12 protein-coding genes are annotated in these 13727 nt (G+C 69.9%); 7 read left to right on the top strand and 5 right to left on the bottom strand.

From position 1 onward, the window contains the following. Positions 1-58 precede the first annotated feature (58 nt). The 5 genes from OFY01_RS09430 (at position 59) to OFY01_RS09410 (ending at position 6375) form a co-directional block, all read left to right on the top strand. Complete coding sequence (locus tag OFY01_RS09430) at positions 59-1015, top strand: hypothetical protein (protein WP_266598212.1); 957 nt, start codon at positions 59-61, stop codon at positions 1013-1015. Between the two features lie 23 nt (positions 1016-1038). After that, entirely contained in the window at positions 1039-2145 is a 1107-nt protein-coding gene (chvE, locus tag OFY01_RS09425; protein ID WP_266598210.1) for a multiple monosaccharide ABC transporter substrate-binding protein, read from the top strand. 93 nt (positions 2146-2238) lie between these two features. Further along, entirely contained in the window at positions 2239-3807 is a 1569-nt protein-coding gene (gene mmsA, locus OFY01_RS09420) for a multiple monosaccharide ABC transporter ATP-binding protein (protein ID WP_266598208.1), read from the top strand. Next, positions 3804-5048 (top strand): multiple monosaccharide ABC transporter permease, encoded by a 1245-nt coding sequence (mmsB, locus tag OFY01_RS09415; RefSeq protein ID WP_266598206.1) that lies wholly within the window; start codon positions 3804-3806, stop codon positions 5046-5048. Before mmsA ends, mmsB begins: the two co-directional genes overlap by 4 nt. Before the next feature lie 130 nt (positions 5049-5178). Continuing rightward, the gene (locus OFY01_RS09410) at positions 5179-6375 is read left to right on the top strand and encodes an aldose epimerase family protein (protein ID WP_266598204.1); all 1197 of its coding nucleotides are present in this window, start codon (positions 5179-5181) and stop codon (positions 6373-6375) included. 112 nt (positions 6376-6487) lie between these two features. Here the strand turns inward: OFY01_RS09410 and OFY01_RS09405 are convergent, their stop codons facing one another. From OFY01_RS09405 to OFY01_RS09390, 4 genes are all read right to left on the bottom strand, one after another. After that, positions 6488-7804, bottom strand: a complete 1317-nt coding sequence (locus OFY01_RS09405; RefSeq protein ID WP_266598202.1) for a S53 family peptidase — start codon at positions 7802-7804, stop codon at positions 6488-6490. 232 nt (positions 7805-8036) lie between these two features. After that, a complete protein-coding gene (arfA, locus tag OFY01_RS09400; RefSeq protein WP_266598200.1) occupies positions 8037-9545 on the bottom strand; it encodes an arabinosylfuranosidase ArfA in 1509 nt (502 codons plus the stop codon). Between the two features lie 153 nt (positions 9546-9698). Beyond that, positions 9699-10556, bottom strand: a complete 858-nt coding sequence (locus OFY01_RS09395) for an SMP-30/gluconolactonase/LRE family protein (protein WP_266598198.1) — start codon at positions 10554-10556, stop codon at positions 9699-9701. Then, positions 10553-11326: an IclR family transcriptional regulator gene (locus OFY01_RS09390; RefSeq protein WP_266598196.1), complete on the bottom strand. Its 774-nt coding sequence runs from the start codon at positions 11324-11326 to the stop codon at positions 10553-10555. Before OFY01_RS09390 ends, OFY01_RS09395 begins: the two co-directional genes overlap by 4 nt. Before the next feature lie 151 nt (positions 11327-11477). Here OFY01_RS09390 and OFY01_RS09385 point away from each other — a divergent pair, with 151 nt between their 5' ends. After that, a complete protein-coding gene (locus OFY01_RS09385; protein ID WP_266598195.1) occupies positions 11478-12041 on the top strand; it encodes a hypothetical protein in 564 nt (187 codons plus the stop codon). Between the two features lie 279 nt (positions 12042-12320). Here the strand turns inward: OFY01_RS09385 and OFY01_RS09380 are convergent, their stop codons facing one another. Further along, on the bottom strand, positions 12321-13040 hold the full coding sequence (locus OFY01_RS09380) for a FadR/GntR family transcriptional regulator (RefSeq protein ID WP_266598193.1): 720 nt from the start codon (positions 13038-13040) through the stop codon (positions 12321-12323). A gap of 213 nt (positions 13041-13253) precedes the next feature. Between OFY01_RS09380 and OFY01_RS09375 the strand changes: the two genes are divergently transcribed. After that, positions 13254-13727: AMP-binding protein (locus OFY01_RS09375; protein ID WP_266598191.1), on the top strand; the 474-nt coding region annotated here is incomplete at its 3' end.

Below are 13727 nucleotides of genomic sequence, written 5' to 3'. Positions count from 1 at the left end.
GCCCGCACTCTTCGACGCGAACCTCGTCCGAAATCTCGAACAACCGTAAAGGACCAGCGTGACCGACACTCCCCGCCGCCCCGGCGAACCCGCCCTGACCACCCTGGGCCTGCCCACATCCGCCCCCGACCCCGCGGACGCCTCCCCGCACACCTTCCCGGACGGCGGCACCTGGCGCGTGGAGATCCCGTCCGTCGAAGGGCCGGAGGCCGTCGGCGTGGTCCTCAAGGAGGCATCCCGGCTCGACGTCCCCATCCACCGGATCAGCCAGGGCAGCGGAGTCTGGATGCTGCGCGACGCCGAGATCGTGGAGATGGTGGAGGCGACCGCCGAGCGCGACATCGAACTCTGCCTGTTCACCGGCCCGCGCGGCACCTGGGACACCGGCGCCTCGGTACGCACCGACTCGCACGGAGCGGGTCTGCGCGCCCGTGGCCACGACGCCGTCGCGGGCTGCGTCGAAGACGCCGTACGAGCCACGGAGTTGGGCGTCACCTGCCTGCTCGTCGCCGACGAGGGCGTGCTGTGGACGCTGCACCGGGCGCGCGCCCAGGGCATCATCCCGGCCGGCACCACGCTGAAGGTGTCCGCGCTCATCGGGCCCGTCAACCCGGCCTCGTACGCCGTGTTCGAGCGGCTCGGCGCCGACTCCCTGAACGTACCGAGCGACCTGACTCTCGCTCACCTCACCGAGATCCGGCGGGTGTCGGCGGCGCCGCTCGACATGTACGTCGAGGCGCCCGACGACCTCGGCGGCTACGTCCGGATGTACGAGATCGCCGAACTGGTGCGCCGCGGCGCTCCGATGTACCTGAAGTTCGGCCTGGCCAAGGCGCCCGGCATCTACCCGTACGGCGCCCAGCTGCGTGACGTCACCCTGGACACCGCCCGCGAGCGGGTGCGCAGGGGCCGGCTGGCGCTCGACCTGCTCGCCCGGCACGGGGCCGACGGCGGCATGGCCGCGCTCGGCTCGCGGCTGCCCGGCAAGCTCAACCGCTTCGACATCTCCGAATAACCCACACGGCAAGGAATATGATCATGCGCAACCGCAGAGCCGTCCTGGCAGCGACAGCAGCGACCGCCACCCTGGCCCTGACCCTGACCGCCTGCGGTCAGAACAGCAAGGGGGGCAGCGACGAGAAGACGAGCAGCGCCAAGGGCGGCACGATCGGCATCGCGATGCCGACGAAGTCGTCCGAGCGCTGGATCACCGACGGCAAGAACATCGCGAAGGACCTCCAGAGCAAGGGGTACAAGACCAAGGTCGTCTTCGGCGAGGACCAGCCCGACGAGCAGGTCTCGCAGATCGAGAACCTGATCACGCAGGGCGTCAAGGGCCTGATCATCGCGGCGATCGACAACAAGTCGCTCACCAACGTGCTGCAGCAGGCGCACGACGCGCACATCCCGGTCATCGCCTACGACCGGCTCATCCTCGACTCGAAGAACGTCGACTACTACGCCTCCTTCGACAACGAGAAGGTCGGCGAGCTCCAGGCCAACTACATCGTCGACAAGCTGGGCCTGAAGCAGGGCAAGGGTCCGTTCAACATCGAGCTGTTCGCGGGCTCCAACGACGACAACAACACGAAGTACTTCTTCAACGGCGCGATGCGCGTGCTCGACCCGTACTTCAAGAGCAAGAAGCTCGTCGTCCGCTCGGGACAGACCAAGCTCAACCAGGTCACGACGCTGCGCTGGGACGGCGCGACCGCGCAGAAGCGCATGGACGACATACTCACCAAGTCGTACCAGTCCCAGAAGGTCGACGCGGTGCTCTCGCCGTACGACGGCATCTCCATCGGCATCCTGTCCTCGCTGAAGTCCGACAACTACGGCTCGAAGTCCAAGCCGCTGCCGGTGATCACCGGCCAGGACGCCGAGCTGGCATCGGTGAAGTCGATCATCGCGGGCGAGCAGACGCAGACCGTGTTCAAGGACTCGCGCAAGGAGGCGAAGGTCGCCGCGACCATGCTCGACGACGTGCTCAACGGCAAGAAGCCTCAGGTCAACGACACCAAGACGTACGACAACGGCGCCAAGGTAGTGCCCGCCGAGCTGCTGAAGCCGGTCAGCGTCGACAAGACCAACTACAAGCAGGTCCTGGTGGACGGCGGCTACTACACGGCCGGCGAGCTCAAGTAGAGCCCCGCGCGGGCCACACAAGCCACACGGGCCGTACAAGCCAAGGGGCCGTACAGGCCGCACAGATCGCATCACTTACTGGAAGGCACGACCATGGCGGGACCCGTCCTGGAAATGCGCTCGATCGTCAAGACCTTTCCCGGTGTCAAAGCGCTCTCCGACGTCACGCTGACCGTGGCGCAGGGCGAGGTCCACGCCATCTGCGGGGAGAACGGCGCCGGAAAGTCCACCTTGATGAAGGTGCTCTCCGGCGTCCACCCACACGGAAGTTACGAGGGCGAGATCCTCTTCGACTCAGAGGTCTGCCGGTTCAAGGACATCCGGGCGAGCGAGCAGCGCGGCATCGTCATCATCCACCAGGAGCTGGCGTTGGTGCCGCACCTCTCACTGGCGGAGAACATCTTCCTCGGCAACGAGCACGCCACCCGAGGACTCATCAACTGGACCGAGACGCTCAAGCACGCCACGTCGGTGCTGCGCCGGGTCGGGCTCACCGACCATCCCGAGACGCGGGTCAGCGACATCGGTGTGGGAAAGCAGCAGCTCGTGGAGATCGCCAAGGCGCTCTCCAAGGAGGTGAAGCTGCTCATCCTCGACGAGCCGACGGCGGCTCTCAACGACGAGGACAGCGGAAAACTCCTCGATCTGATCCTGGAGTTGAAGAACCAGGGCATCACCTCGATCATCATCTCCCACAAGCTCAACGAGATCCGCAGGGTCGCCGACTCGGTGACGATCATCCGCGACGGCCGGTCCATCGAGACGCTGGACGTGAAGTCCGCCGAGACGACCGAGGACCGGATCATCTCCGGAATGGTGGGACGCGACCTCGACAACCGCTTCCCCGAGCGCACCCCGCACGAGGCGGAGACGGGCGCCGCGCCCGCCTTCGAGGTCCGCGACTGGACCGTCTACCACCCGATCGACCAGCAGCGCAAGGTCGTCGACGATGTCTCGCTCCATGTGCGGCGCGGGGAGATCGTCGGCATCGCGGGCCTGATGGGCGCGGGCCGCACCGAGCTCGCGATGAGCGTCTTCGGCCGCTCGTACGGGCGGTACGGCGGCGGCACCGTCCTCAAGGACGGCACGGAGATCCGTACGAAGTCGGTCGCGGAGGCGGTCGGGCACGGCATCGCGTACGTCACCGAGGACCGCAAGCACTACGGCCTCAACCTCATCGACACCATCAACCGCAACATCTCCCTGACGGCGCTCGGCAAGGTCGCACGGCGCGGCGTCGTCGACGAGCACGAGGAGCGACGGGTCTCCGAGGGCTTTCGCAAGTCGATGAACATCAAGGCGCCCACGGTCTTCGAACCGGTGGGCAAGCTCTCCGGCGGCAACCAGCAGAAGGTCGTCCTCAGCAAGTGGATCTTCGCCGGCCCCGATGTGCTGATCCTGGACGAGCCGACGCGCGGCATCGACGTGGGCGCCAAGTACGAGATCTACACGGTCATCGACCAACTGGCCGCCCAGGGCAAGGCAGTCGTCTTCATCTCCTCCGAACTGCCCGAACTGCTCGGCATGTGCGACCGCATCTACACGATGTCGGCGGGCCGGCTCACCGGTGAGGTCCCGCGGGCCGAGGCCACGCAGGAAGTCCTGATGCGCCACATGACCAAGGGCGACGAAGACGAAATGGAAACAGGAGCGACACGATGAGCACCGATGTGACCGACAAGAGCCCGGCCGCCGCACCGCCGGGCGGCGCCGGTGGCGGCGCCTCCAGGGACCTGATGCAGCTGGTGCTCGGCGGGCTGCGGCGCAACATGCGCCAGTACGGCATGCTGATCGCGCTCGGCCTGATCGTCGCGCTGTTCGCCGTGTGGACCGACGGCGACCTGCTGCTGCCGCGCAACGTCTCCAACCTGGTACTCCAGAACAGCTACATCCTGATCCTCGCGATCGGCATGATGCTGGTGATCATCGCGGGCCACATCGACCTGTCGGTGGGCTCGATCACCGCGTTCGTCGGGGCGTTCGCCGCCGTCCTCACGGTCCAGCACTCCGTGTCCTGGCCCGTGGCACTGGTCCTGTGCCTGATCGTGGGCGCCCTGGCCGGCTCGCTGCAAGGCTTCCTCATCGCCTATCTCGGCATACCGTCGTTCATCGTCACACTCGCCGGGATGCTGCTCTTCCGCGGCCTGACCGAGATCCTCCTGAAGGGGCAGACCCTCGGACCGTTCCCGAACGGTCTGCAGAAGATCGGCAACGGTTTCCTGCCGCAGGTCGGCCCGAACACCAACTACCACAACATCACGCTGCTGCTCGGCATCGTGCTGATCGTCTTCGTCGTGGCGCAGGAGGTGCGCGACCGCAGCCGCCAGAAGGAGTTCTCGCTCGACCTCCTGCCGCGCAACCTGTTCCTGCTGAAGCTGGTCGCCATCGCCGCCTCGATCCTCGTCGTCACGATGCTGCTCGCCAGCTACAAGGGCGCCCCGATCGTGCTGCTCATCCTCGGCGCCCTGGTCGTCGGCTACGGCTACGTGATGCGCAACGCGATCTTCGGCCGCCACATCTACGCCATCGGCGGCAACCTCCCCGCGGCCAAGCTCTCCGGCGTCAAGGACAAGAAGGTCACCTTCACCGTCTTCCTGAACATGGGCGTGCTCGCGGCCCTGGCGGGCCTTGTCGTGGCCTCCCGCCTCAACGCGGCGTCCCCGAAGGCCGGTCTCAACTTCGAGCTCGAGGCGATCGCCTCGGCGTTCATCGGCGGCGCGTCGATGAGCGGCGGTGTCGGCACCGTGCTCGGCGCGATCATCGGTGGTCTGGTCCTCGGTGTGCTCAACAACGGCATGAACCTCCTGAGCGTCGGCACCGACTGGCAGCAGGTCATCAAGGGCCTCGCTCTGCTCGCCGCGGTCGGCTTCGACGTCTGGAACAAGCGCAAGTCCGGTTCGTGAGTCCGGTCCGTACATCTCGTCCCCCCATCTCGTCCGTACATCACGTCCACCCATCTCGTCCGTACATCTCGTCAACGCCCGGGCCTCGTCACCGCGGCGGGGCCCCCTTCCTTGACAGGAGCCGCACCACATGGAACTGAGCAGACGCACGGTCATGGCATCGGCAGCGGCGGCCGGGGTGGCCGCGACCGCCCTGGGCGGCACCGCCCAGGCGGCGCGGCACACTCCGGGGCACCCTTCGAAAGGTTCGGGAGGCAGGATGCCGGTGAAGGAGCTGTTCGGAAAGCTCGCCGACGGCACCAAGATCTACCGCTGGACCCTGGAGAACGGCGGCACCCGCCTGAAGGTCATCTCCTACGGCGGCACGGTCCAGTCCCTGGAGGTCCCCGACCGTCACGGCCGCTACGCCAACATCGCGCTCGGCTACGACAACCTGCACAGCTACGTCATCGGCACGACGTTCTTCGGCGCGACCATCGGCCGCTTCGGCAACCGCATAGCCAAGGGCAAGTTCACCCTGGACGGCAAGACCTACCAGCTCTCCGTCAACGACGGCGACAACTCGCTGCACGGTGGTGCCAAGGGCTTCGACAAGCGCGTGTGGGACATCGAGGGCTACACGGACCGCTCCGGCTTCGGCACCGAGGTCGGCGTGAGGATGCACTACACGTCGGTGGACGGCGAGATGGGCTACCCCGGCACCCTCAAGGTGACCGTCACGTACGCGCTGACCGCGTGCGGCGACTGGCGCATCGACTACGAGGCGACGACGGACAAGGCCACCGTCATCAACATGACGAACCACACGTACTTCAACCTGGCGGGCGAGGGCAGCGGTTCCATCGAGGACCACGTGCTGCGCATCGCCGCCTCGCGCTACACGCCGGTCGACTCCGGTCTCATCCCGACCGGCGAGCTGGCCCCGGTGGCGGGCACGCCGTTCGACTTCCGGGCGGGCAAGCCGGTCGGCCGTGACATCCGCGCCGGCCACCCGCAGCAGGTCCTCGCCCACGGCTTCGACCACAACTGGGTCCTGGACAAGGGCATCACGGACGAACCGGTGGAGTTCGCCGAGCTGCGCCACCACGACTCGGGCCGCGTCCTGAGGGTCGCCACGGACCAGCCGGGCGTGCAGTTCTACTCGGGCAACTTCCTCGACGGCTCGCTCGTCGGCCCGTCGGGCCGCAGCTACCGCCAGACCGACGGCCTGACCCTGGAGACCCAGCACTACCCGGACTCGCCGAACGAGCCGTCGTTCCCGTCGACGGTGCTGCGGCCCGGCCAGACGTACCGGACGACGACGGTGCACTCGTTCGACACGGCGTGACGGCTGACGGCTGACGGCTGACGGCTGACGGCCAGTAGGGCCGAGCGGAGAGGAAGGGGCGGGCCGCGGCGTGAGGTACGCCGCGGCCCGCCCTTCCCCGTACATGTGTGGCTCAGCCGGTGAAGGCGCTCACCCCCCGCGGGGTGCCGAGCCCGGTCGGGCCGTCGTAGCCGCTGCCCGCTGTGCACAGGTAGGAGCCGCCACAACTGCCGTTCGAGCCGCTGGTCACGTCGTTCAGGGCGGAGGTGTGCGCGTAGGGGAACTTCGCCGGGTACGAGCCGGACGACGGGGTGCCGCCGAGCGCGTAGACCGCCGCGATGATCGGCGACGCGGCGCTGGTGCCGCCGAAGGTGTACCAGCCCGCGGTGACGCCGTACGAGTCGTAGACCGAGACGCCGGTGGCCGGGTCGGCGACCGCCGAGACGTCGGCGACGGTCCGCTTCGAGCAGCCGGAGTCGGTCTGCCAGGACGGCTTGGCGTCGTACGACGAGCAGCCGGAGCCGGTGCCCTCGGTGCTGCTGGTGTTCCACACGGACTCGCTCCAGCCGCGCGAGGAGCTGTCCCGGGAGAGGGCGGTGCCGCCGACGGAGGTCACGTACCGCGACGCGGCCGGGTACTGGGCGCCGTAGCCGGAGTCACCGGCGCTGACGGTGACGGCGACGCCCGGGTGGTCGAAGTACTTCGAGTCGTACGACGAGTCGGACGACGACTCGGAGCCGCCGTAGCTGTTGGACACGTACTTGGCGCCCAGGGAGACGGCCTCGTTGACGGAGGCGCCGAGGTTGGTCATCGTCGCGGAGTCCGCCTCGACGAGCAGGATGTTGCAGTTGGGGCAGACGGCGCTGACCATGTCCAGGTCGAGGGACTCCTCCTGGGCCCAGCCGCTGTCGGCGCTCGGCAGCGAGGAGGTGGAGCCGGTCTGGCCGACCTTCTTGAAGCACCCGTTGGACGTGGTGCACGAGGGCAGGCCGTAGTGCGAGCGGTACGCGGCCAGGTCGGACTCGGCGTTCGGATCGTCGTAGGCGTCGACGATGGCCACGGTCGCGCCGGAGCCGCTCTTCGCGGCGGCGGAGGCGAGCCCGTAGGCGGACTGGAGATCGCTCGGCCCGTAGCCGGACGGGCTGGACGCGTCGGGGTGGACGTGCCCGGCCCGGGCGCGTTCGATGTCGTAGGCCGTGGTGCCGCCGGTGACGCGCTTGGCGTCGCATCGCATCTCACCCGGCTTGTCCGGCTTGGCGCAGGCGCTCTTCCAGGTCACGTGCGGGGTGGCCGTCGCGCCGTGCCCGGCGGGCGCGGTGGCGGCGCCGGCCTGCGCGGCGAAGCCGAACCCGGCGAGGACGAGCGCGGCCGCTCCGGTGAACGCCGCGGCCGACCGACGGCGTCTCGGGCGCTGGGTGGGGGGATGGGTGGGGGGATTTGTGTCACGCAACGTGCAGCCTCCTGATGGGGGGTTGACAGGGGCAGTGCGGGTACGCGGCCGTCGGTCCTGTGTCCCCGGCGGCCGCGAACGAGCCTCGCTTGTTGCGTGCACTTCAACAAGATGTGAACAGGAGTCCGGGCGTCCGCTTTACCGAATCAGGAACCCCGAAAAACCTTTGGTTGAACGCCGATTGACTCGTTTCACAGATCCCCCACACGTCACGCGCAGTGTGGGCGTGCTGTCATGCCAGTCGGATCACGTTCCACGACAGCGGTTCGAGCGACGCCTTCAGCGTGCCGTCCGGCGTGAGGACCGTGCCCGCCCCCGCGTGTGGCGCCACCCGCTCCGGCTCGGCCGCCGTGTTGCGGGCGTCCGGGTCGGCGTCGGAGAGCACCGAGTGTTCGGCCACCCGCGTCAAGGACAGTCCGTGCAGGGCCACTTCCAGCGGCAGCGACTCCGTCCGGCCCCGGTTGACCGCGAAGACGGTGACCGTGCCGTCGGCCGCCCGGACCGCCGTCGCGTGCAGCAGGTCCGCCGTGCCGTGACGCTCGGTGTCGTACGTCGGCGAGTCCACGCGGACGTCCAGGACCTCGCCACGGCCGTACCGCGAGGTCTGCGCGAACGGGTAGAACGTCGTCTGACGCCACGCCGCGCCACCCGGCTCCGTCATGATCGGGGCGATGACGTTGACCAGTTGGGCCAGGCAGGCCACCTTCACCCGGTCCGCGTGACGGAGCAGGGCGATGAGGAGCGAGCCGAAGACCACCGCGTCCGTGACCGTGTAGACGTCCTCAAGGAGGCGGGGGGCCTGCGGCCAGTCCAGGGCGGCGACTTCCGCACCCGTACGCGACATGTACCAGACGTTCCACTCGTCGAAGGAGAGGTTGATCTTCTTCTTCGACTTCAGGCGCGCGCCCACGTGGTCGCAGGTCGCCACCACGTTCTCGATGAACGACTCCATGTCCACCGCCGAGGCGAGGAACGAGTCGCGGTCGCCGTCGTGTTCCTCGTAGTAGGCGTGCAGGGAGATGTAGTCGACCAGGTCGTAGGTCTCGGCCAGGACCTTCGCTTCCCACTCCGCGAAGGTCTCCATCCCCTGGCCCGAACTGCCGCACGCGACCAGTTCCACGTCCTTGTCGATCTGGCGCATCGCGCGTGCCGTCTCGGCGGCGATCCGGCCGTACTCCTCGGCGGTCTTGTGGCCGGTCTGCCAGGGGCCGTCCATCTCGTTGCCCAGGCACCACAGGCGGATGCCGAACGGCTCCTTGTCGCCGTGCTCGACGCGGCGGTCCGAAAGAGCCGTGCCACCCGGATGGTTCGCGTACTCCTGGAGTTCTATCGCCTCCGCCACGCCGCGCGTGCCCAGGTTCACGGCCATCATCGGTTCGGCCTGCGGGCCGATCTTCCTCAGGAACGCGATGTACTCCGACAGGCCGAAGCGGTTCGACTCCGTCGTGCGCCAGGCCAGGTCCAGACGGCGCGGGCGGTCCTCGACCGGGCCGACCGAGTCCTCCCACTTGTAGCCGGAGACGAAGTTGCCGCCGGGGTAGCGGATGGCCGTCACCCCCAGTTCGCGGACGAGTTCCAGCACGTCCGTACGGAGCCCCTGCTCGTCCGCCGTCGGATGACCGGGTTCGTGGATACCGGTGTAGACGCAGCGGCCGAGGTGTTCGACGAAGGAGCCGAAAAGCCGTGGATCGACGTCGCCCACGGTGAAGGCCGGGTCCAGGGTGAAGCGGGCGGTACGCAATGTGTCCCTTTCGTTCGTCGTCGTGCGTGGTGGCCGGCGCGTTGTCACCGAGGCCGGCCGGACGTTCAGCCGCGCCTCCGGCTCTCGTTGTGGCCTGGCGCGCCCGCACGGCGGTAGCCGCGCACCGGGCACCGGCCCCGCGCCCCTTGTCGCCTATCCGTACGCCGGTTGCGGCAGGCCCTTGCCCGCCCCGGGGATCACCAGAAGCGAACCCGCCGACGGGTGGGGTGAGTCGAGGCCCGCCCTGGCGGTCGACACGTACAGGTCGGTCAGGTTCGCGCCGCCGAACGCGCAGGCGGTGGGGCGCCGGACCGGCAGCGGGACCACTCGGTCCAGCGTGCCGTCGGGCAGGTAGCGGCGTACGGCCGCGCCGTCCCACAGGGCCACCCAGACAGCGCCCTCGGCGTCCACCGTCAGGCCGTCGGGGAAGCCCGCGCCCTCCTCCACCGTGGCCAACTCCCGGCGTCCGCCGATCTGTTCGCCGCCGTCCAGTACGTCGAAGACGTCGATGCGGCGCGTCGGGGTGTCGATGTAGTACATGCGCGTGCCGTCGGGGCTCCAGCCCGTGCCGTTGGAGACCGTCACGGCGGGGAGGATCTCCGTCGCCGTGCCGCCTGCCGGGGACAGGCGGATCAGGTTCCCGCCGCCGGTGGCCTCGTCGTAGCGCATCGAGCCCGCCCACAGGGCGCCGTCGGGGGCGACGGCCGCGTCGTTGCCCCGGCGGCCGGGGACGGGGGCGTGGTGGAGCCAGCTGAAGGTGCCGTCGGGCGCGTAACGTCCCACGCCGTCACGGAGATTGACGACCAGCCCACCGTCGGCGCCGGGCTTGGCCGCGCCGACGTGCTGCTCCGTGACCATGACCGTACGGCGGCCCGTCGCCGGCTCGAAGGTGTGCACACGCGAGCCCAGGATGTCCACCCAGAGCAGGCGGCCCGTGGCCGGGTCCCAGGTGGGGCCCTCGCCGAGCTCCGCCCGCTCCCGCACCGCCACCTCGACGGCCGGGGCGCTCACTCCTTGCCCCGGTGGCCGAGCCGCTCCGACAGGTCCGCCGCGCCCTTCACGGCGAGCTGCGCGAGGTCCGACTCGAGTGCGTCGCTCCATCGGATCATCGGTACGGAGATGGAGAGCGCGGCGACCACGTTGTTCGTGCGGTCGCGCACCGGCGCGGCGACGCACGACACGTCGGTGTTCGACTCGCGGCTCTCCACCGCGATGCCGCGCTCGCGGATCTGGGCGAGGTGGGCGCGCAGCTCGGCCGGGTCGGTGATGCTGTTCTCCGTCATGGCGGTCAACTCGGCGTCGTCGGGGACGCGGGCGGCCAGCTCAGGCTCCGGCAGCGAGGCGAGCAGCATCTTGCCGACCGACGTGCAGTGCGCGGGCAGGCGGCGCCCCGCCGCCGAGACCATACGCACGGCGTGCGTGGAGTCGACCTTCGCGATGTAGATGACGTCCGTGCCCTCCAGGATCGCCACGTGCACGGTCTCGTCGCAGGTCTCCGCGACCGCGCGGGCGACCTGCTGCCCCTCGGCGGCGAGGTCGAGCTGCTCCGCGTACCGGCTGCCGAGCTGGTACGGGCGGACGCCGAGGCGGTAGCGGCCGGGCTGGCCCGGCACCTGCACGATGTACGAGCGGGCGGCGAGCGTGGTCACCAGCTCGTGGACGGTTGTGCGCGGCAGCTGTAGCTTGCGGACGATGTCGGGGGCGGACAGCGTGCCGTCCCCGTCCAGGAAGAGCTCCAGTATGTCCAGAGCCCGGGTCACGGCTGGTACGAGGCGTCCCACGACCGGTCCCCTCCCTCGCGTTGGCGTGAGCAATGCGTGCCATGCGGTTGCCGGCAGCGCGGTGTTCGATATTTCAACTGGTGGCCGGTATGGCGAACATAGGATTCCATGTTCCTCTGTGTTTTCCCAGGGGTTCCGCGACGATGACCTCATGCCCTTCACCCCTCTCGACTTCCAGCTCGTTCTGCTGCGGCGGATGGCCGATCACAATCCGACGCTGGTGGAGACCGCCCGCGCCGATCTGGGCGTCTCCGTGGCCGACATGCGCGAGGCCAACCGGCGGTGGCAGGCGATGGTCCGCTCCCCGAGGGCACGGGCGGCGGTGAGCCGGTACCGGTCGGTGCTCGGCGCGCCCGAGGTGCGGCTCGCGCGGAAAGTGGGCGATCTGGAGTGCGAGGCGCTGCTGTGGCCGGTGCCGCTCTGGCCCGACCTGCGGTTCGAGGTGCTGCTGGCACCGACCGGCGCCGTCTGGAACGAGTGGCTGATCCGCGCCCCTGGTGCGCCGGGACCGGTGCTGCGTACGCTCGCCGACCTCGCCCCGTGGTCCTGCACGGTCGACGAGGTCGCGCGAGCCTTCGCCCCGGCCCGGCCGCTCGAAGGCTCGGCGCCGACCCGGTGGGGGCTCGCCTTCACGGCGCCCGACGAGGAGGGGCGGGCGCGCGAGGTACGGGCCGAGTTCACGTGGGGGCTGCTGCAACGGTGGACCGGTGTGTAGCCGGACGGGTGGCGTGGCCGTGCGGACGTCGTACGGCGTCATACGGGCGCGCCGTGGCCGTGGGGGCGGGTACGGCCGTGGGCGACCATAGGCGGCCGTAGGGCTGCACAGTTGTGCGGCCGACGCGATCGTGTGGCCGGCGCAGCTACACGGCCGTCGCGGTCCCAGTCCCAGTCGCGGTCCCAGTCGCGGTCCCAGCCGCGGTCGCCGTCCCAGCCGCGGTCGCCGTCCCAGCCGCGGTCGCACGGCCTTCGGCATGCACGTCCCGTCGGTCGGCCGTCAGGCGCTGTCCTCCGGCTCCCACTCCAGGAGCCGCACCTTCGCCACCGAGCGGACGTGGCGGCGCATCGCCGTCGCGGCGGCCCGTCCGTTGCCCGCCTCGACGGCCTCCAGGATGGCCCGGTGCTGGGCGAGCGAGCGGCCGGGACGGCGCGGTTGGCGCAGCGACTCCGTGCGGGACTCCGCCACCGGCTCGTCGATCTCCCGCATGAACGCGGCGAGCAGCGCGCTGTGCGCGGCCTCGGTGACGGCAGAGTGGAAGAGCCGGTCGCCCTCGATGCCGAGCCCGCCCACCGCGATGTCCTCGGCCATCCGGTCGAGCGCGGCGCGCATCGCCGCGAGGTCGGCGTCGGTGCGGCGTTCCGCGGCGAGTTCGGCCAGCTTGGTCTCCAGTGCCTCGCGCGCGTCAAGGACGTCCGGCAGCCGCTTCTTGCGCTCGACGAGCCGCTCGACCGGTTCGACGACGTCGCTGTCCAGACTGTCACGCATCAAATACGTGCCGCCGCCGTGCCGCGCCTCGACCAGGCCCTGGACTTCGAGCACGACGATCGCCTGCTTCACGGAGGCGCGGCTCACGCCGAGCCGGTTCGCGAGCTCACGCTCGGTCGGCAGCCGGTCGCCCGCGCGCAGCCCGCCCTCGGCGACGTACGCGCGCAACCGGTCGAGCACCTGCTCGTACAGGCGCGGGCGCGCCGCCATCGGACGCAGTGCGTCGCTCATCCTGGCCCCTCCTCGCCCGCCGTCGTCCGGAGCGGCAGCGTACGTCCTTGACGCGGGCGGTTGCCACACGGCACGCTCGGATTGGATGAGCCACTCGACCAATGTGCGCTCCGCCGCAGCGCCTCAACCACCCACATCACCTGAACCACCCGCACCTCCGGACCGCCCGCACCGCCCGACCACCCGATCCGCCGGACCAAAGGAGGCCCGCCCGTGCCGCCGCTCCCCGCGCCGCTCCTTCCCGCTCTGACCGCCACCCCTGACCGGCCGGCGCTGCGCTTCGGCGAGCGCTCCCTGACGTACGGCGAACTGGCCGCGACCGCCACGCCGTTGGCCGGGCGGCTGGCCGGTGCGGGCCGGGTCGCCGTGTGGGCGACGCCGAGACTGGAGACCGCGGTCGGCGTGGTCGCGACGCTGCTCGCCGGTGCCGCCGCCGTACCGCTCAACCCGAAGTCGGGCGAGCGCGAGCTCGGGCACATCCTCGCGGACAGCACGCCGACGGCGGTGCTCGCGGCATCGGGTGAGCAACTGCCTCCCGCCCTGGGCCGGTTGCCCCGCATCGATGTCGATGTGTCCGGGAGTGCCGGGAGCAGCGAGGGCAGTGGGAGTGGCGGGAGCGGTGGGAGTAGCGGGAGCGGTGGGAGTAGCGGGAGCGGTGGGAGTAGCGGGAGCGGTGGGAGTAGCGGG

Source organism: Streptomyces beihaiensis (assembly GCF_026274175.1).
Lineage (GTDB): Bacteria > Actinomycetota > Actinomycetes > Streptomycetales > Streptomycetaceae > Streptomyces > Streptomyces beihaiensis.
The sequence above is the reverse complement of the archived record's forward strand: the minus strand, read 5'-3'. Positions and strand labels throughout refer to the sequence as shown.